Raw genomic sequence first — 17,197 nt, 5'->3', positions numbered from 1 at the left:
AGTATTGGAGGAGAGAGGCTTTCGATGAAGCCGGGGCGTGAGCCATCCGGTGGAGAGATCACTAGCGAGAATGATGACATGAGTAGCGACAAAGAGTGTGAGAGACACTCTCGCCGAAAGTCCAAGGGTTCCTGCTTAAAGCTAATCTGAGCAGGGTAAGCCGGCCCCTAAGCCGAGGCCGAAAGGCGTAGGCGATGGGAACTAGGTTAATATTCCTAGGCCAGGAGGATGTGACGGATTGTGAAGGTAGTTCAGTCTTATCGGATTGACTGGGCTGCTGATCAGTCCCTGGAAATAGCCCTCCGTCAGACCGTACCCTAAACCGACACAGGTGGACTGGTAGAGAATACCAAGGCGCTTGAGAGAACGATGTTGAAGGAACTCGGCAAAATACCTCCGTAAGTTCGCGAGAAGGAGGCCCGGGTTCAAGGCAACTTGGATCCGGGGGCACAAACCAGGGGGTGGCGACTGTTTATTAAAAACACAGGGCTCTGCGAAGCCGCAAGGCGACGTATAGGGTCTGACGCCTGCCCGGTGCCTGAAGGTTAAAAGGAGGGGTGAGAGCTCCGAATTGAAGCCCAGGTAAACGGCGGCCGTAACTATAACGGTCCTAAGGTAGCGAAATTCCTTGTCGGGTAAGTTCCGACCTGCACGAATGGCGTAACGACTTCCCCGCTGTCTCCAACATCGACTCAGCGAAATTGAATTGCCTGTCAAGATGCAGGCTTCCCGCGGTTAGACGGAAAGACCCCGTGCACCTTTACTACAGCTTCGCACTGGCATCAGGATTGTGATGTGCAGGATAGGTGGTAGGCATCGAAGCCGGAACGCAAGTTCCGGTGGAGCCTCCCTTGAGATACCACCCTTCGCACTCTTGATGTCTAACCGCGGTCCGTTATCCGGATCCGGGACCCTGCGTGGCGGGTAGTTTGACTGGGGCGGTCGCCTCCTAAAGAGTAACGGAGGCGCGCGAAGGTTGGCTCAGAGCGGTCGGAAATCGCTCGTTGAGTGCAATGGCAGAAGCCAGCCTGACTGCAAGACTGACAAGTCGAGCAGAGACGAAAGTCGGCCATAGTGATCCGGTGGTCCCGCGTGGAAGGGCCATCGCTCAACGGATAAAAGGTACGCCGGGGATAACAGGCTGATACTGCCCAAGAGTCCATATCGACGGCAGTGTTTGGCACCTCGATGTCGGCTCATCTCATCCTGGGGCTGGAGCAGGTCCCAAGGGTACGGCTGTTCGCCGTTTAAAGAGGTACGTGAGCTGGGTTTAGAACGTCGTGAGACAGTTCGGTCCCTATCTGCCGTGGGTGCAGGATACTTGAGAGGAGTTGCCCCTAGTACGAGAGGACCGGGGTGAACGATCCACTGGTGGACCAGTTGTTATGCCAATAGCAGTGCTGGGTAGCTATGATCGGACAGGATAACCGCTGAAGGCATCTAAGCGGGAAGCCCCCCTCAAAACAAGGTATCCCTGAGGGCCGTGGAAGACCACCACGCCGATAGGCCGGAGGTGTAAGCGCAGCAATGCGTTCAGCTGACCGGTACTAATCGCCCGATAGGCTTGATTTGATCCAGTAACAGACAGTGTTACTCGAACCAAATAAAGCAAACCATCCAAAACAAAAAACTTGGACAAACGTTGATTGTATTGCCTTCCGCTTGTGGAAACGTCCTGTGACGTAACTCAGGTGCGGCAACGCGCATTTGCTTTGCAAATACGCTGCCTGCCGCTAACCGAGAAAAATCCACCTGCCGAAGGCATCTGGATTTTTCTCGGTTTGGTGGCCACAGCACAAGTGAAACACCCGGTCCCATCCCGAACCCGGAAGTTAAGCACTGTCGCGCCGATGGTACTTGGGCTCAAGCCCTGGGAGAGTAGGTCACCGCCAAACCTAGTAAAATCCAAATAACTCTCTTAAACGATGCCCAAAACAAAACCGCCGCTGCACATAACGCAAGCGGCGGTTTTGCGTTAAAAAACACAATAACCGGCCAACTGACCCGGAGTGCTAAGGCTGCGGCGCGCGCCGCTCAGGCCGCCTGATCCGGATGTGCGGCTGTAAATGCGGGGTGTTCTGTGCAGGCGGCCTCCACCGCGCAGATGCGCGGCAGGTCCGAGAACTCCGCCTCCCAGCGGCGGGCGTTGTACAGCTGAGGCATCAGGCAGATGTCCGCCAGCCCCGGTGTGTCCCCGGTGCAGAAAGGCGTCTGTTCGAATCCGCCAAGCAGCACTTCGAACGCTTGCAGGCCGGGGCGGATGAAATGCTGCATCCAGGCTTTGGGCATGTCCGGCGCGCCGCCGCTGAGTGCGGTGGCGTGTTTCGCCACTTGCAGATTGCAGACCGGGTGCACATCCACCGCTACAGAATGCGCCAGGGCCCGTGCCAAGGCGCGCTGGCCCGTGTCCTGGGGCAGCAGGCCGAGCGCCCTGGTTTCGTCCAGGTAGTCGAGGATCGCCAGCGATTGGGTCAGCCGCAGACCGTCAATTTCCAGCACCGGGACAAACCCCTGCGGGTTGCGGGCCAGGTGGTCCGGGCTTCTGTGTTCGCCCTTGACCAGATCGACCGGGACGGTGGTGTAGCCGATCTCCGCCAGGTTCAGCGCAATGCGCAGCCGGTAGCTGGCTGAAGAGCGCCAGTAATCATATAGAACCGTGCGGCTCATCTGCGTCCTCCCTCTCGTGAAAAGGCAGCCCTTGGGGGCTGCCTTTGCCCGTTCGTGCGGGCTTAGCCCTTGTTCAGTTCCTTGGCGTGCAGCCAGTCAGCGTGTTTCGGCGCCTTCTTGGTCTTGGACCATTCCTCCAGCATCTCCCACTTCACCGCGTCCAGCTTTTCAAGCAGCGCGTCTTCTGCCGGATCGGGGCAGGCGAGCTCCACCCGGTGGCCGTTCGGGTCGAAGAAATAGATCGAGTGGAAGATGGAGTGGTCGGTGACGCCCAGCACCTCGACGCCATTTGCCTCCAGATGCTCCTTGAACTGGATCAGGGTGTCGCGGTCCTTCACCTTGAAGGCGATGTGCTGCACCCAGACCGGCGTGTTGCGGTCGCGGTCCATCTCCGGCTTGGTCGGCAGCTCGAAGAAGGCCAGGACGTTGCCGTTGCCCGCATCCATGAAGATATGCATGTAGGGATCGGGTTCATGCGTCGATGGCACGTGGTCCTCGGCAATGGCCAGGACAAAGTCCATCTTCAGCATCTTGTTGTACCACTCCACCGTTTCTTTGGCGTCTTTGCAGCGGTAGGCGACGTGGTGAATCTGTTCGATTTTCAAGCGGTGTCCTCCCCGGGTTTCAGCGCGGCCGCAGCCAGCGCCTGTTTTAGGATCGCGCGTTTTCCAATGTGGTTGGCGAGCACCAGCACCAGGCGTGCATTCAGGGCATCGCTTTCGGACCTGCTGAGGCCCTCGTGCGCCGCCAAGAGATCTGCGTAGAAATCGTCGGCGCGCTCGGTGTTGGCGGTCAGGATCAGCTGATCGGTCTCTGTCATGGCGGTCATTCCTTGCCGATGGCCCGGCGGATTGCGTGCCGGAACTGGTTTTCATCAAAGGCAGGCCGGCGGGCGGCCACGTGCTGGTCCGGGCGGATCAGGTAGACGCCGCTTTCATGCTTGCCCAGATAGCGCTGCTGCAGTGCCAGTGTCTTGTCATCCTTGATCGACAGCGCCAGGCGGGTGACCTCGATGCCTTCCTCCACGATCACATCCGGCGCGTCGGCGTCGATGGTCAGCAGCACGAATTTATCGCCCAGCTTGTCCAACAGGAATCCGTCGCTCAGCGGCGCGTCAGGACAGGGGGAGCCGGGGCGGGTGCGGTCCGGCCCGTCCAGCGCATCCGCCGAGTTCAGCGGCGAGCCGTCATAGGTGCAGGGCACCGACAGGCGGCCGGAGTTCACCAGGGGACGTGCGAATTCATACTGTTCCGACAGGTCCAGGACCGCGTCGCGTAGCACCCGGCTGATCTCCGATTTCGGGGTGATGAAATCGGTCGAGCGCGACGAGTTGAGGATGTTCTCATCCGCACCGTGGATGCGCTCCGCATCATAGCTGTCCAGCAGGCTTTCAGGCGCCTTGCCGTCCATCACCAGCTTCAGCTTCCAGCACAGGTTATCGGTGTCCTGCAGGCCGGAGTTGGCCCCGCGGGCGCCGAAGGGCGAGACCTGGTGCGCGGCGTCTCCGGCAAAGATCACCCGGCCATGGCGGAACTGCTCCATCCGGCGGCACTGGAAGGTATAGATCGAGACCCATTCCAGTTCGAATTTCACATCCTCGCCCAGCATCGCCTTGAGGCGCGGGATCACGTTTTCCGGGCGCTTCTCACGCTCCTTGTCTATATCCCAGCCCAGCTGCAGGTCGATGCGCCAGACCCCGTCAGGCTGCTTGTGCAGCAGCGCCGACTGGCCCTTGTTGAAGGGCGGGTCGAACCAGAACCAGCGTTCCGACGGGAAATCCGCCTCCATGATCACGTCGGCAATCAGGAAGTTGTCCTCGAATACACGGCCGACGAAATCCAGACCCAGCATCTGCCGGGTGGGGGAGCCAGCGCCATCGCAGGCGATCAGCCATTCGGTTTCCAAGTTATAGGAGCCTTCGGGAGTATCGATTTCCAGCACCACGTGGGTGGGATGAGTGCCTATGGCGGAAACCTTGTTACGGCCGCGGATTTCGATCGGCGCGCCCTGCTCCTGGAGTTCGCGCACCCGGTTCACCAGGTATTCCTCGAAGTAATACTGCTGCAGATTGATGAAGGCGGGGCGCTTGTGGCCCTCTTCCGGCAGCAGGTTGAATTCATAAACCTGCCGGTCGTCGAAGAACACCTTGCCGGTGTTCCACTGCACACCCTTGTCCACCATCGGCTGGCCGCAGCCCAGCCGGTCTAGGATTTCCAGCGGCCGCTTGGCAAAGCAGATCGCGCGGGAGCCGAAGCTCACCTTGTCGTTGTCGTCCAGCACCACAACTTCGGTGCCCTGCTGCGCCAGGTCGATGGCGGCAGCCAGGCCAACCGGGCCCGCCCCTATAACCACCACCTTGCGGCGTACGGGCGAAGAGGCATCCTCATCCGCATGGCGCTCGTAGGGGTACAAAGGGACTTCAAAGATCTTGTTCATCAGGTCTCCTCCCAAATTCCGGGTGCCTTCAGGCACAGCTCAACCCTTTCCCGGCAGAGGGCAGCCGGGAGCATGGTCCAGCGTCTCACAGGTTTTGCCGGGGCGACACGATCTGGATCAAAACGCCCCGGTTGCAAATTCTGGCCTGAGCTCAGCCCTGCAGGGCCTCCCACATCTCCAGATCGCGCTGAGCGGTCCAGATCCGCGGGGTGTCGATGCCGCGGGCCTCGTCATAGGCGCGGGCGACGTTGAAGGGCAGGCAATGCTCATAGATCGCATAGTCCGCAAACTTCGGATCGCACTCCGCGCGCACCGCGTCCCAGGCTTCCTTCAGGGTGCCGTTGCGGGCCGCCACTTTGGCCGCGGGGCGGTAGGTGCTTTCGACAAAATCGCGGGTGTTCTCGATTGCGGCATTGACCATCTCTTTGCCGACCAGCGCATCGCCGCGGCCCGGTGCAATGGCGTCAACGTCGAAAGCCTTGATGTTGTCGAGCGTGTCGCCCCAGTCGCCGAAATGGCCGTCGCCGCAATAGCAGGCGGAGTGGTATTCGACGATGTCGCCAGTGAACATCACGTTCTGGTCCGGCACATGGATCACGATGTCGCCCGCGGTGTGGGCGCGGCCCAGGTGCATCAGGTCGACCCGGCGGTTGCCGAGGTAGACGGTCATGTCGTCGGAGAATGTGGTGGTCGGGTAGGTCAGCCCGGGAATGCTCTCATGGCCTTCGAAAAGCCGCGGGAAACGCTGAAATTCGCTGTCCCAGTCCTCCTGTCCGCGCTCCACGACCATGGCGCGTGCGGCGTCGCCCATGATGATCTGCTGTGCGCCAAACGCGGAGGCGCCCAGCACGCGCACCGCGTGGTAATGGGTCAGCGCCACATGGGTGATCGGCTTGTCGGTGACCGAGCGGACGCATTCGATCACCTTGTTTGCCAGCCGCGGGGTCGCCTGCGCCTCGACAATCATCACGCTGTCATCGCCGATGATCACGCCGGAGTTCGGATCGCCCTCTGCGGTGAAGGCATACAGGCCCTCGCCAACCTCGGTGAAGGAGATTTTCTTTTCGCTCATGTCCCCTTGGGACGCGAATGCCTTGGCCATGTGTCTGTCCTTTCAGCGGTGCGCCAGAGGCAAGTGCGGGAGCCTCCGGCGGGTGTATTTGTGGCAAGAGGGAAAGCGCGGCTTACCTCTTGAACGGATCGTCCAGAGCAGCCAGCACGGTGCCGGTGCAGTCGCCGAACCCGATGGTGTAGCCATCTCCTTTGGCCGCGCCTTTCAGGGTCAGCGTGTCGCCGTCAGCGATAAAGGAGCGCTCCTCGCCACTGTCCAGCGTCAGCGGCTCCTTACCGCCCCAGCTGAGTTCCAGCAGCGAACCGCGGCTTTCCTTGGTGGGGCCGGAGATGGTGCCGGATCCCAACAGGTCGCCCGCGTTCATCGGGCAGCCCGAGGTGGTGTGATGTGCCAGCTGCTGCGCGGCAGAGTAGTACATTTCCTTATAGTTCGTCCGCGCGATGGTCGTGGCCTCCTTGCCTTCCGGTGCCAAGGTCACTTCAAGATCGATGTCATAGAGCATTGGGCCGCAGTCCTTCAGGTGGTCCAGCAGCTCCACTTCGCGCTCCGGCGTGTCGCAGCGGAACGGCTCCAGCGCCGGCTTGGTCACGATCCAGGGGGAGATCGTGTTGGCAGTTGCCTTGGCCTGGAACGGCCCCAGCGGCTGGTATTCCCAGGCCTGGATATCGCGCGCCGACCAGTCGTTCAGCAGCACGTAACCAAAGATGTTGTCATCCGCTTCCTGAACAGTGATGGGACCGTCCGAGGGTGTGCCGACGATCGCGCCCATTTCCAGCTCAATGTCGAAGCGCGCGCAGGGCGCCCACCGCGGCTTGTCATCACTCGGGCCTTTCAGCTGGCCCCAGGGGCGGCGGACATCGGTGCCGGAGACCACAACAGAAGACGCGCGCCCGTTGTAGCCGATCGGGATGTGCAGCCAGTTCGGCGGCAGCGCGTTTTCCGGGCCGCGGAACATGGTGCCGACGTTGAAGGCGTGGTTCTTGCCGGCGTAGAAGTCAGTGTATTCGCTGACCGCAAAGGGCATGTGCAGCTCCGCATCGGCAGCGGGAACCAGCAGGGTCTCCACCTTCTCCTGCTCGGCGGAGCCTTCGGACAGCAGCGCGGTCAGACGGTCGCGCAGCGCGGCCCAGACGGCGGGGCCTTCTTCCATCAGGTCGTTCCAGTAAGGGACGTCGAACAGCGGCGCATCGCCCAGCTGGATCAGCCCGGCCTCTTCGGCGGCCTGCATGTCCAGGATCATGTCACCGATGGCCACGCCGCAGCGCGGATCATCGCCATCAATGGAAAACACACCGTAGGGCAGGTTGTTCAGCGGGAACGGGTGGTCCGCATCATTGGCCGAGGCCACCCAGGATTTCAGCAGAGGCATAGTGTCTCCAGTTTCCGGATCCTCAGATCCTTTTCATCTTTCCGGAAATACTCCGGGGGTGAATGGGCCGGTCCGGCCCAGAGGGGGCAGCGCCCCCTCACCATTTCATTTCAGGCCGGGCGTGCCGTCGAACTTCTTCTCGATGTCGCTCCAGCAGTCGATGTAGTCATCCTGCAGCGGCGCGTCCTTGGCTGCAAATGCGGTCAGATGCTGCGGGAAGCGGGTCTCGAACATGAAGGACATGGTGTTGTCCAGCTTCTCGGGGCCGAGGTTGGCGTTCGACGCGCCCTCAAAGGCGTTCTTGTCCGGCCCGTGCGGCAGCATCATGTTGTGGAGGGACATCCCGCCCGGCACAAAGCCCTGCGGTTTGGCGTCGTACTGGCCGTAGATGTTGCCCATCAGCTCCGACATGATGTTCTTGTGATACCACGGCGGGCGGAAGGTGTTTTCCGCCACCATCCAGCGCTCGCGGAAAAGCACGAAATCAATGTTCGCGGTGCCCGGCACACCCGACGGCGCGGTCAGCACGGTGAAGATCGACGGATCCGGGTGGTCGAACAGGATCGCGCCTACCGGGCAATAGGTGGTCAGGTCGTATTTGTAGGGCGCGTAGTTGCCGTGCCAGGCGACCACATCCAGCGGCGAGTGGCCGATCTTGGTCTCATGGAACTGGCCGCACCACTTGATGGTCACGGTCGAGGGCGCCTCGCGGTCCTCGAACGCCGCCACCGGCGCCTTGAAGTCGCGCGGGTTGGCCATGCAGTTGGCGCCAATGGGCCCGCGGCCCGGCAGCTCGAATTTCTGGCCGTAGTTTTCGCAGACAAAGCCGCGGCAGGGGCCTTCCAGCACCTCCACCCGGTACACCATTCCGCGCGGGATAATCGCGATCTCCTGCGGTGCCAGGTCAATGATGCCCAGCTCAGTTGCAAAGCGCAGGCGCCCTTCCTGCGGCACCACCAGCAGTTCCGAGTCGGCAGAGAAGAAATAGCTGTCCACCATCGATTCTGTGACCAGATAGATGTGGCTGGCCATGCCGACCTGGGTGTTCACGTCGCCTGCGGTGGTCATCGTGCGCATGCCGGTGAGCCAGGTCAGGCCCTCATCGGAATGGGGCACCGGATCCCAGCGGTACTGGCCCAGCGAAATCACGTCCGGATCGACACAGGGCGCCGACTTCCAGTGCGGCAGGTCGATCTTCTGGTAGCGGTGCGAATGCTTGACCGAGGGGCGGATCCGGTAGGTCCAGGTCCGCTCCGGCGGGTCGGCGGTAAAGGCGGTGCCGCTCAGCTGTTCGCCGTAAAGGCCGTAGTTGCATTTTTGCGGGCTGTTCATGCCCTGCGGCAAGGCGCCAGGCAGCGCCTCGGTCTCAAAGTCGTTGGCAAAGCCGGGCATATAGCCCTCGTTCGGCCCCGCAAGCGAGGGAGCCTGGATCATTTTATGGGGATCGGCTGGCCGATTCATCGCGCGTTCCTCCTGTCACTGCTTGCGGAATATTAGTTGGTTTTGTAACTAACAAGGGAGAGAGGACGCAAATGACCGAAAAAGATGACTTCACTCTGCAGGATTTCCTGCCTTTTCTGCTGAACCGGGCGGCCGAGGAAAGCTCCCTCGGGTTTCAGCGGCACTACAAGGACCGCTATGGTATGCTGCGCACGGAATGGCGGGTGCTGTTCCACCTGGGCAACTATGGCCAGATGACCGCCAAGGAGATCGGAGAGCGGGCCAAGATCCATAAGACCAAGATCAGCCGTGCGGTGGCAAAGCTGGCCGAGAAGCGGTTCGTCACCCGGACGCGGGATGAAAACGACCGCCGGGCGGAGCATCTGACGCTGACCCCGGCGGGGCAATCCGCCTACCGGGAGCTGCGGGATGTGGCGCAGGAGTTCGATGCCAGATTGTGCCGCCAGTTCACGACCGGCGAGGTTGCGATTTTGCGGTATATGCTGCGCAAATTAGCAGGCATCGACCCGTAGACATCGCGAGACGCAATGCCCAGATAAGGCAGCGGAATTGAAGGTGAGCGCATGATACAGATTGATGTCAATTCGGGACCGCTGATTGCCTGGCTGATGGAGCAGGGGCTGCACGGGGCACAGCAGCAGGACCTTTTGCAGGGTTATTGCCAGCGGCTGTGCGATGCGGGCGTGCCGTTGTGGCGATTTCATGTGGCGCAGCGCGCCTTTCACCCGAAATTCGGCGGCATCGGTTTCAATTGGACCCGCGCAGACGGCCTGTCGCACCAGCATTACGAATACCGCGAGTCTCCGCGCGAGGAATGGCTGCGCAGCCCTTTCTTCCACATCCTGGACAAGGAGCTGGACGAATTCCGCGAGAAACTCGAAGACGGCGCGCCGGAGGAGTTCCCGCTGCTGCCGGAGCTGCGGGAACGCGGGGCAACGGATTATTTTGCCAAGGGCGTGCGGTTCGCCCCGCCCGAGGCCGGGCCGAACGACCCCGTTCACCCGCAAGAGGGCATGCTGGTCTCCTGGGCGACGGACCGTCCGGGCGGGTTCTCCAACCGCGAGCTGGACCTGATCCGCACCACTTTGCCTCACTTGGGGCTAGCGCTGAAATCCTCCTCCAACCGGCAGATGGCGAGCGACCTGTTGCAGGTCTACCTGGGCCGCGATGCCGGCCGCCGGGTGCTGTCGGGCGAGATCCAGCGCGGCTCCTCGCAGCAGATTGACGCGGTGATTTGCCTGTTCGACCTCAAAGGCTTCACCCAGCTGGCTGAGCGGTTGCCTGGAACCGAACTGATCGAGATGCTGAACGGCTACTTCGGCCTGGCGGTGGAAACCATCCAGGCGCATGGCGGAAACATCCTCAAGTTCATGGGGGACGGGATGCTGACCATGTTCAACCTCGGCAGCATCGAGGAAGACGCCCACGCGGCGCTGGCCGCAGCCAATGAGCTGTGCGGCAAGATCCGCGCGTACAACACCGAACGTGAGGAGCAGGGCCTACCGACCGCGGGCTTTACCCTGGCGCTGCACGCCGGCACTATCCTCTATGGTAACATCGGGGCTGAGAACCGGCTCGACTTTACCGTGATCGGCCAGGCGGTGAACCAGACCGCGCGGATTGCTGGGATGCACCGGTCGGTCGGCCAGAACATCATTATGTCCGAAGTCGTGAAGTCGGCCGCCAGAGGCACCAACCATGATCTGGTGTCTCTGGGCCGCTACATGCTGCGCGGGGTCGCTGAGCCGATGGAGCTGTACACCATCTACCGCGGCAATTGCGGCTGCGATAGCTGAGGCGCTGCCGGGGCGGGATTAGATGCTGATCTCGACCCCGGGCAGGTTCACTTCCTTCATCATGTCGCGCAGCTCCTGCCGGGCGGCGATATTGGAGATGTTCAGCTGCTTCACCCCGATGTCCTTCAGGTCCAGCAGCGTCAGGCCGCGCGGGAACAGCTCGCGGAAGATCACCCGCTCGGAGAAACCCGGTGCCACGCGGAAGCCGATCCGCTTGGACAGCATCTTGATGGCGCGTTCCATCTTTTCCTTGTTGACCATGCGCTGGGTGCCGACCCGGTTGCGGATCACGATCCAGTCAATCGGCTTCAGGCCTGCCTGCGCCCGCAGCTGCCGCGCATTCCACACCATCTCGGAATAGACTGACGGGCCGGTGATGCTCTCGCCCTTCTGGTCCACATGCGCCAGCAGGTCGAAATCGACAAAGCTGTCGTTCAGGGGCGTGATCAGCGTGTCCGCCAGCGAATGCGCGACCTGGCTCAGGCGCGTGTGCGAGCCGGGGCAGTCAATCAGGATGAAATCATGCCCTGGCTCCAGCGCCGAAACCGCGGCTGACAGGCGGTGGTCATAGATGTTCTCACCTGGCTGCAGGCTGGCCGGGTCGATCTCCGGCAGCTCGTGCATGTCCACCATTGGCAGGTCCAGCCCCGCCTTGGCGCAGAAGTCCTTGCGGTTTTCCAGATAGCGCCCCAAGGAGCGCTGCCGCAAGTCCAGGTCCAGCGCTGCCACCTTGTGGCCCAGCCGGGCCAGAGTGGTTGCAACATGCATGGAGACAGTCGATTTGCCCGCGCCGCCCTTCTCGTTGCCGACGACAATGATATGCGCCATGTACAGGTCCCTTTGCTCGTGCTTTGTTGCACGTCTTTAGCTTTGTGCCCCTGTATAGGGTCTGGACTCCGCCAAGAAAAGTGGTGCGCGCAGGCTGGTAAACTTAGTGTATCACCTGTGTTTTGCAGGTCCCGCCGGCTTGCGTTTGGGGCGGGCGTCACCGCCCTTTCCCGGCTTTCCTGGCACAACGGCCGCGCGCGCCTTGTTCTTTTTGCTGTTCGGCTTGCCAACCGGCGGCTTGGGGCCTTTCGCCTTGAACGATTTGGCTGCTGGGGCGCCGGGCTTGGCCATCCGCTTGGACGGATCGGACGCCCCTTTCGGCTTGGCGGTCACAGCCGGCTTGGGTTTGCTGGGATGCACGTCCGAACGCGGCTCGCGGCGCTCTTCTCGGGCCGGCTTTTCTTGCCATTCCTTGCGCGGTGGCCGGCTGTCGCCCTTGTCGCCGGATTTGGCGCGATAAGGCTTCGGGCCGTCTTCCTTGCCGCGGTGCGGCTTGGGCTTGCGGTCGCCCTTGAAGCCGCCTTTCGGACCACCAGGCCCGCGGCGCGGGGCAGGGGCCAGTTCCGGCGCTTCGGAGAGCCGTGTCAGCACCGCACCCGGTTCCAGCTCGGTCTTGCCGTCCAGCGCTTTCAGGAAGCCTTCAACCGCGCCTTCGCTGATCTCGGCAAATGTCTCGTTGTCCTGTACCCGGATCGCGCCGATGGCATCGCGGTCGATATTGCCGGCCTTGCACAGCATCGGCAGCACCTTGCGCGGATCGGCACCGGCTTCGCGGCCGCCGGACAGCGAGAACCAGACCGACGGGCCAAAGGCTTTGCGTTCCTTGCGCTCCTTGCGCGGTTCCGCCGTATCCGCCGGGCGCAGATCTTCCGGCGCTGAGTGGCGGCTGCGGAACAGGCGCAGATAGGTGGCGGCGATCTGCTCGGCGGAAAACGTGTTCAGCAGGGTCTGAACCCCTGCCTGTTCCTGCTCGGTAACGGGTTCCTGCCAGACAGGATCGGCCAGCATCCGCTCTTCGTCACGGGCCAGAATGTCGTCGGCCGAGGGCGCCTCGCAATGCTCCGCATTCAGCTTGGCCCATTTCAGCAGCCGCAGCGCCTTGGCGCGCGCCTTGGGAGGGGCGATCAGGGCGCTGACACCTTTGCGGCCCGCGCGGCCGGTCCGGCCGGAGCGGTGCAGCAGGGTTTCGTGGTTGGAGGGCAGTTCTGCATGGACCACCAGCTCCAGCCCCGGCAGGTCGATGCCGCGCGCAGCAACGTCGGTGGCTACACAGACCCGGGCGCGCCCGTCGCGCATCGCCTGCAGCGCATGGCTGCGCTCAGTCTGGCTCAGCTCGCCCGAAAGCGTCACCACCGGCAGGCCGCGGTTGGTCAGCCGCGCCGCCAGCCGGTTCACCGCCGCGCGGGTGTTGGCAAAGACGATGGCGCTGGGCGCCTCGTAGTAACGCAGCACGTTGATGATGGCGTTTTCCGCGTCCGCTTGCGCCACGCTCATCAGCCGGTATTCGATATCCGCGTGCTGCTTGGTTTCGCCGGCGGTCTTGATCCGCATCGCGTCGCGCTGAAAGGTCTCGGCCAGGCTGGCAATCGCCGGCGGAACCGTGGCGGAGAACAGCAGTGTCCGGCGCTCTTCCGGCGCTTCGCTCAGGATGAATTCCAGGTCCTCGCGGAAGCCAAGGTCCAGCATCTCGTCCGCCTCGTCCAGCACCACGCCGCGCACGTTGCTGAGGTCTATGGAGCCGCGCATGATGTGGTCGCGCAAACGGCCCGGCGTTGCGGCAACGATATGGGCGCCGCGGGCCAGCGCCCGGCGCTCGTCGCGCATGTCCATGCCGCCGACGCAGGAGGCGATCACGGCACCGGCCTCGCGGTAAAGCCAGCTCAGCTCGTGTTTAACCTGCAATGCCAGTTCGCGGGTCGGGGCAATCACCAGCGCCAGCGGCGCGGCGGCTTCGCCGAATGCCTCGCCCTCGCCCAGCAGGGTGGGCGCCAGCGCCAGGCCGAAACCGACTGTCTTGCCAGATCCGGTCTGTGCAGACACCAGCAGGTCGCGCCCTTCCAGGTCAGGCTGGGTCACAGCCTCCTGAACTTGGGTCAGGGTTTCATATCCGCGCTCTTGCAGGGCATTTGCCAGGGCTTGTTTCACGAGGGGAGCTGTCTTTCCCGCGGGGCACGGATCCGGCCCCAGCGTAAGGAGAAAAAGAAAGAAGGCTGCCCGTCCGGGGCAGCCTTCGGGAGTTTGAAAAATACGGCAGGCGGCTTAGAAGCCCAGGCCTTCGTATTTTTTCTTGAACTTGGACACGCGGCCGCCGGCATCCATCAGGCGCGAGGTGCCGCCGGTCCAGGCCGGGTGCACGGTCGGGTCGATGTCCAGTGCCAGCTGATCACCTTCGCTGCCCCAGGTGGAGCGCATCTTGATGATGGTGCCGTCGGTCATTTTGACGTCGATGAAGTGGTAATCGGGATGGGTGTCTTTTTTCATGATACCACTCCTCAGGCTTTCTTGGGCTTGTAGTTCGCGTCTTCTGCGATACGGGCCGACTTGCCGCGGCGCGCGCGCAGGTAATACAGCTTGGCGCGGCGGACGCGGCCGCGGCGCACCACGGTGATGCTGTCGATGTTGGTCGAATACAGCGGGAACACACGCTCCACGCCTTCGCCGAACGAAATCTTGCGGACGGTGAACGAGCCTGCAATGCCCGAGCCGTTCTTACGGCTGATGCAAACGCCTTCGTACATCTGCACGCGCGAACGCGAGCCTTCGGTCACCTTGTAGCCGACACGGATGGTGTCACCGGCTTTGAAGTCGGGGATCTCTTTCCCCAGGGCGGCGATCTGTTCCGCCTCCAGCTGTGCGATCAGGTCCATCGCAACTCTCCTAATCTGCCTGCGGTTCTTTCCGCAGAGGTTTCTGCCGTCATGAGAGCTCCTGGTCTTCACCGGGTCCCGCCATATGGCAGCCCGCCAGAGATCACGCCGTCTGTTCCTTGCTGCTGGCGGCAGGGCCCAAAGCGAAAACCGAAGAAGATTTTCAGGTGAGTGATCCAACAGCCAGCGGCCCGGAGCCGCAAATGCGAATCCAGACCGGCGCTGTATACGTCCGCAAGACCAACAAAACAAGTGCCCGGCTGCGCTGCTGGCAAGAGTTTTCACAAAACTCTTGCCAAATCTTTTCTCAAAAGATTTGGGGCCGCTTGTCCCCGTCTTTCAGGCCTCAGCCAGTCTGGTCGTCGACCGCGGCATCCGGGGCGTTTTTCTTGACTGACTCAATGCCGCCATCGCGGCTCGATGCGCTGGCATAGCTCTGGGAGGTTCCGATCACCTGGCCGTTGGTGGCCTTGAGATTGAACATATGCTTGCCCGCAGAAGTCTCCTTGCGCTCATAGCGCGCATCGTCGCCCGCGTTTTTCTTGACCGACTCGATGCCGTTCTCGGCGCTGGCCTTCTGCTTGTAGCCTTCGCTGGACAGAATGTTCTCGCCGTTGCCTGCTTTCAGGCGGAACCGGAATTCACCTGCGTTGTCGGTATAAAGTTCAAATTTAGCAGCCACCCTGTTCACTCCTAATTCTTCATGAATATGAGCGGACTAAAGCACGGCTTGGGGCGTCCGGCAACGGTCTGGCGCAGCTGGCGCCCCCTGGGCCGCATATCCGGCCTGCCGTTCAGCCTTCGTTTTGCCTCTTGCGGCAATAGGCGTCCCACAGATCCGGGCGGCGGGTCTTGGTGATTTCTTCGCTCATATCATGCCGCCACTCGGCAATCTTGCCGTGGTGGCCGGACATCAGAACTTCGGGGATTTCCCGGCCTTTCCATTCGGCAGGGCGGGTATACTGGGGGTGCTCCAGCAGGCCGGAGGAGAAGCTTTCCTCCTCGGTGGAGGCCTGGTTGCCCAGCACCCCGGGGATCAGGCGCACGGTGGCGTCGATCAGCGCCTGGGCGGCCAGTTCGCCGCCGGTCATGACAAAATCGCCCAGGGAGACTTCCTGGATGCCGTAGTGTTCCAGCACGCGCTCGTCGACGCCCTCAAAGCGGCCGCACAGCAGGGTGATGCCGTCGCACCGGGCAAAACTCTGCATCATCTGCTGGTTCATCGGCCGTCCGCGCGGGGTCAGGTAGACCAGTGGCCAGTTGCCCCGGGCATCCGCCATCGTGTGCTCAATCGCCTCGCCCAGAACATCGGCGCGCAGCACCATGCCGGCGCCGCCGCCGGCGGGCGTGTCATCGACATTGCGGTGCTTGCCGACACCGAACTCGCGCAGGTCCACGGTTTCCAGCTGCCAAAGGCCTTCCTGCAGCGCCTTGCCGGTCAGGCTTTCGCCCAGCACGCCAGGAAAAGCCGAGGGGAACAGCGTTATGATTTTGGCTTTCCACACCCCCGCCAGATCCGGCGTTGGCGTCATCAGCTCGCGTGGCTTCAGCGTGGGGCGGATCGCCTTGCGGCCATGAGATTTGCTTGGTGCTGTCATAATGGTGCTGTTTAGTGCAGTCAGATTTCCACGCAATAAAAAGCTTTGGTGTTTCGATGAATTCAGAACAGCCGCCTGCGGCAGCCCGGCACGATCCGTTTGCCGCGATGGACGCGGTAGAGGGCCGTGCGCTGGCGCTTTGGCCCAGGGCGGCCGCTGAAGCCGGCCTGCCCGAAGATGGGGCTGTGTTCCGCAGGATGCAGGTCAACAGCGGTGTTGAGCATCGCCGCTGTGTCTTGAAGGTCAGGATCGCGGATGGCCGGAGCTTTGTCTTGCGTGCCGATTTTGAGGCGTCCGATCCGCTTCGGCAGGCCAGGATTCTGAGCCGGCATCAGGCCGCTGCAGTCAGTCTGGAGGCGATGCCGGGCGTGTCTGCACCAGCGCTCCTGTGGCGGGACACGAGAAACCCCTTTGTCCTGATGGAATTTGTCCGGGGTGACACAGCACATCGCGAATTGGCGGTCGCAGAATACGGGTTCGGAGACCGGGGCAGTATTTTGCGGCGGATTGGGTCTGCAGTGGCCGCATTGCATGAGGTTTCCGCTGCCGGAGACCGGCAATTTTGGCCGAAGCCGTTCCTGACCCGTGTTGCAAACCAGGCTCAGGCGGTGCGCGACGGGCAGCTGCCGGTGCCGAAACCCAACAAGTTCTTGGGTCTTTGTGCTTACCTGCACCGGGCAGGGCGGCGTGCGCGGGGGCAACCCTTTCGCGCCGCGGTCGAGCATGGCGACCTGCATCTGCGCAATATCCTGATGTCGGAAACAACCGTCTCCTTTATCGATTTCTCAAACCATGATGGTATCTTCCCGCAGCGCGATCTCGCCAACATCTGGCTGGCCAACTGCCCGGACCATCTGGCCGCGGAGGGCGAGACGCCCGGCTTCGGGCTGGTTGCGCAGGCCGATTGGGAGGCGTTTCAGGACGGCTATGGCGCGGAGCTGGTGAATGACCCTGTGTTCCGCTTCTTCTATGCTCATCGCCTGTTCAGATGCTGGGTGGGATTGTGCCATAAACCGCCGGAGCAGCGCCTGAAAAGCGCGCAGGTCGCGGCTAAGGCGGTTCAGGTTCTTGAGGCGTTGCTGGCCGATGAAGACGACTGAGCA

At 62.1% G+C, this 17,197-nt stretch carries 16 protein-coding genes and 2 rRNA genes (1 of these 18 running past the window's edge); 5 read left to right on the top strand and 13 right to left on the bottom strand.

Annotated features, from left to right (window positions below):
• Both ACTRWG_RS10800 and rrf read left to right on the top strand, forming a co-directional pair.
• Window positions 1-1,572: ribosomal RNA gene (locus ACTRWG_RS10800) — 23S ribosomal RNA — on the top strand; it begins 1,256 nt to the left of the window's first position.
• Between the two features lie 208 nt (window positions 1,573-1,780).
• A 5S ribosomal RNA gene (rrf, locus tag ACTRWG_RS10795) occupies window positions 1,781-1,895 on the top strand.
• Window positions 1,896-2,034: 139 nt separating this feature from the next.
• On the opposite strand, the gene maiA is transcribed toward rrf, so the two are convergent.
• From maiA to hmgA, 7 genes are all read right to left on the bottom strand, one after another.
• Complete coding sequence (gene maiA, locus ACTRWG_RS10790; protein ID WP_027235646.1) at window positions 2,035-2,667, bottom strand: maleylacetoacetate isomerase; 633 nt, start codon at window positions 2,665-2,667, stop codon at window positions 2,035-2,037.
• A gap of 62 nt (window positions 2,668-2,729) precedes the next feature.
• Complete coding sequence (locus tag ACTRWG_RS10785; RefSeq protein WP_027235645.1) at window positions 2,730-3,272, bottom strand: VOC family protein; 543 nt, start codon at window positions 3,270-3,272, stop codon at window positions 2,730-2,732.
• Window positions 3,269-3,487: a DUF2783 domain-containing protein gene (locus ACTRWG_RS10780; protein WP_375543578.1), complete on the bottom strand. Its 219-nt coding sequence runs from the start codon at window positions 3,485-3,487 to the stop codon at window positions 3,269-3,271. Before ACTRWG_RS10780 ends, ACTRWG_RS10785 begins: the two co-directional genes overlap by 4 nt.
• Before the next feature lie 5 nt (window positions 3,488-3,492).
• Window positions 3,493-5,103 (bottom strand): FAD-dependent oxidoreductase, encoded by a 1,611-nt coding sequence (locus tag ACTRWG_RS10775; protein ID WP_027235643.1) that lies wholly within the window; start codon window positions 5,101-5,103, stop codon window positions 3,493-3,495.
• Window positions 5,104-5,254: 151 nt separating this feature from the next.
• Entirely contained in the window at window positions 5,255-6,205 is a 951-nt protein-coding gene (locus tag ACTRWG_RS10770; protein ID WP_027235642.1) for an MBL fold metallo-hydrolase, read from the bottom strand.
• An 82-nt stretch (window positions 6,206-6,287) separates the two neighbouring features.
• Entirely contained in the window at window positions 6,288-7,544 is a 1,257-nt protein-coding gene (gene fahA, locus ACTRWG_RS10765; RefSeq protein WP_027235641.1) for a fumarylacetoacetase, read from the bottom strand.
• 105 nt (window positions 7,545-7,649) lie between these two features.
• On the bottom strand, window positions 7,650-9,005 hold the full coding sequence (gene hmgA / locus ACTRWG_RS10760) for a homogentisate 1,2-dioxygenase (RefSeq protein WP_027235640.1): 1,356 nt from the start codon (window positions 9,003-9,005) through the stop codon (window positions 7,650-7,652).
• Between the two features lie 71 nt (window positions 9,006-9,076).
• On the opposite strand from hmgA, the gene ACTRWG_RS10755 reads away from it, so the two are divergent.
• Together ACTRWG_RS10755 and ACTRWG_RS10750 are read left to right on the top strand one after the other, a co-directional pair.
• Window positions 9,077-9,517 carry a MarR family winged helix-turn-helix transcriptional regulator gene (locus ACTRWG_RS10755; RefSeq protein ID WP_027235639.1) on the top strand — a complete coding sequence of 147 codons (441 nt, stop codon included), beginning with the start codon at window positions 9,077-9,079 and terminating at the stop codon, window positions 9,515-9,517.
• Window positions 9,518-9,568: 51 nt separating this feature from the next.
• Complete coding sequence (locus ACTRWG_RS10750; RefSeq protein WP_027235638.1) at window positions 9,569-10,801, top strand: adenylate/guanylate cyclase domain-containing protein; 1,233 nt, start codon at window positions 9,569-9,571, stop codon at window positions 10,799-10,801.
• 18 nt (window positions 10,802-10,819) lie between these two features.
• On the opposite strand, the gene ACTRWG_RS10745 is transcribed toward ACTRWG_RS10750, so the two are convergent.
• The 6 genes from ACTRWG_RS10745 to trmD form a co-directional block, all read right to left on the bottom strand.
• Window positions 10,820-11,629, bottom strand: a complete 810-nt coding sequence (locus tag ACTRWG_RS10745) for a division plane positioning ATPase MipZ (RefSeq protein WP_027235637.1) — start codon at window positions 11,627-11,629, stop codon at window positions 10,820-10,822.
• 111 nt (window positions 11,630-11,740) lie between these two features.
• Window positions 11,741-13,774 carry a DEAD/DEAH box helicase gene (locus ACTRWG_RS10740; RefSeq protein WP_036797278.1) on the bottom strand — a complete coding sequence of 678 codons (2,034 nt, stop codon included), beginning with the start codon at window positions 13,772-13,774 and terminating at the stop codon, window positions 11,741-11,743.
• A gap of 114 nt (window positions 13,775-13,888) precedes the next feature.
• Window positions 13,889-14,110: a 50S ribosomal protein L31 gene (gene rpmE, locus ACTRWG_RS10735; RefSeq protein WP_027235636.1), complete on the bottom strand. Its 222-nt coding sequence runs from the start codon at window positions 14,108-14,110 to the stop codon at window positions 13,889-13,891.
• 11 nt (window positions 14,111-14,121) lie between these two features.
• Entirely contained in the window at window positions 14,122-14,496 is a 375-nt protein-coding gene (gene rplS, locus ACTRWG_RS10730) for a 50S ribosomal protein L19 (protein WP_027235635.1), read from the bottom strand.
• A gap of 346 nt (window positions 14,497-14,842) precedes the next feature.
• Window positions 14,843-15,178, bottom strand: coding sequence for a YegP family protein (locus ACTRWG_RS10725; RefSeq protein ID WP_027235634.1), 336 nt, complete (start codon window positions 15,176-15,178; stop codon window positions 14,843-14,845).
• A 112-nt stretch (window positions 15,179-15,290) separates the two neighbouring features.
• Entirely contained in the window at window positions 15,291-16,094 is an 804-nt protein-coding gene (gene trmD, locus ACTRWG_RS10720; RefSeq protein ID WP_027235633.1) for a tRNA (guanosine(37)-N1)-methyltransferase TrmD, read from the bottom strand.
• Between the two features lie 56 nt (window positions 16,095-16,150).
• On the opposite strand from trmD, the gene ACTRWG_RS10715 reads away from it, so the two are divergent.
• Entirely contained in the window at window positions 16,151-17,194 is a 1,044-nt protein-coding gene (locus tag ACTRWG_RS10715) for a phosphotransferase (RefSeq protein WP_462829301.1), read from the top strand.
• Window positions 17,195-17,197 lie beyond the last annotated feature (3 nt).

Source organism: Leisingera sp. G5_S3_59_S7, assembly GCF_054968485.1.
Note: the sequence above shows the minus strand (reverse complement) of the source record. Positions and strands in the feature narration are given on the sequence as shown.

Excerpts from the sequence above, each read along its gene's own strand:
- ACTRWG_RS10780 (WP_375543578.1), bottom strand. The coding sequence starts at position 3,487 with ATGACAGAGACCGATCAGCTGATCCTGACCGCCAACACCGAGCGCGCC.
- ACTRWG_RS10755 (WP_027235639.1), top strand. The coding sequence starts at position 9,077 with ATGACCGAAAAAGATGACTTCACTCTGCAGGATTTCCTGCCTTTTCTG.
- rplS (WP_027235635.1), bottom strand. The coding sequence starts at position 14,496 with ATGGACCTGATCGCACAGCTGGAGGCGGAACAGATCGCCGCCCTGGGG.
- maiA (WP_027235646.1), bottom strand. The coding sequence starts at position 2,667 with ATGAGCCGCACGGTTCTATATGATTACTGGCGCTCTTCAGCCAGCTAC.
- ACTRWG_RS10715 (WP_462829301.1), top strand. The coding sequence starts at position 16,151 with ATGAATTCAGAACAGCCGCCTGCGGCAGCCCGGCACGATCCGTTTGCC.
- rpmE (WP_027235636.1), bottom strand. The coding sequence starts at position 14,110 with ATGAAAAAAGACACCCATCCCGATTACCACTTCATCGACGTCAAAATG.
- trmD (WP_027235633.1), bottom strand. The coding sequence starts at position 16,094 with ATGACAGCACCAAGCAAATCTCATGGCCGCAAGGCGATCCGCCCCACG.
- ACTRWG_RS10770 (WP_027235642.1), bottom strand. The coding sequence starts at position 6,205 with ATGGCCAAGGCATTCGCGTCCCAAGGGGACATGAGCGAAAAGAAAATC.
- ACTRWG_RS10745 (WP_027235637.1), bottom strand. The coding sequence starts at position 11,629 with ATGGCGCATATCATTGTCGTCGGCAACGAGAAGGGCGGCGCGGGCAAA.
- fahA (WP_027235641.1), bottom strand. The coding sequence starts at position 7,544 with ATGCCTCTGCTGAAATCCTGGGTGGCCTCGGCCAATGATGCGGACCAC.
- ACTRWG_RS10750 (WP_027235638.1), top strand. The coding sequence starts at position 9,569 with ATGATACAGATTGATGTCAATTCGGGACCGCTGATTGCCTGGCTGATG.
- ACTRWG_RS10775 (WP_027235643.1), bottom strand. The coding sequence starts at position 5,103 with ATGAACAAGATCTTTGAAGTCCCTTTGTACCCCTACGAGCGCCATGCG.
- hmgA (WP_027235640.1), bottom strand. The coding sequence starts at position 9,005 with ATGAATCGGCCAGCCGATCCCCATAAAATGATCCAGGCTCCCTCGCTT.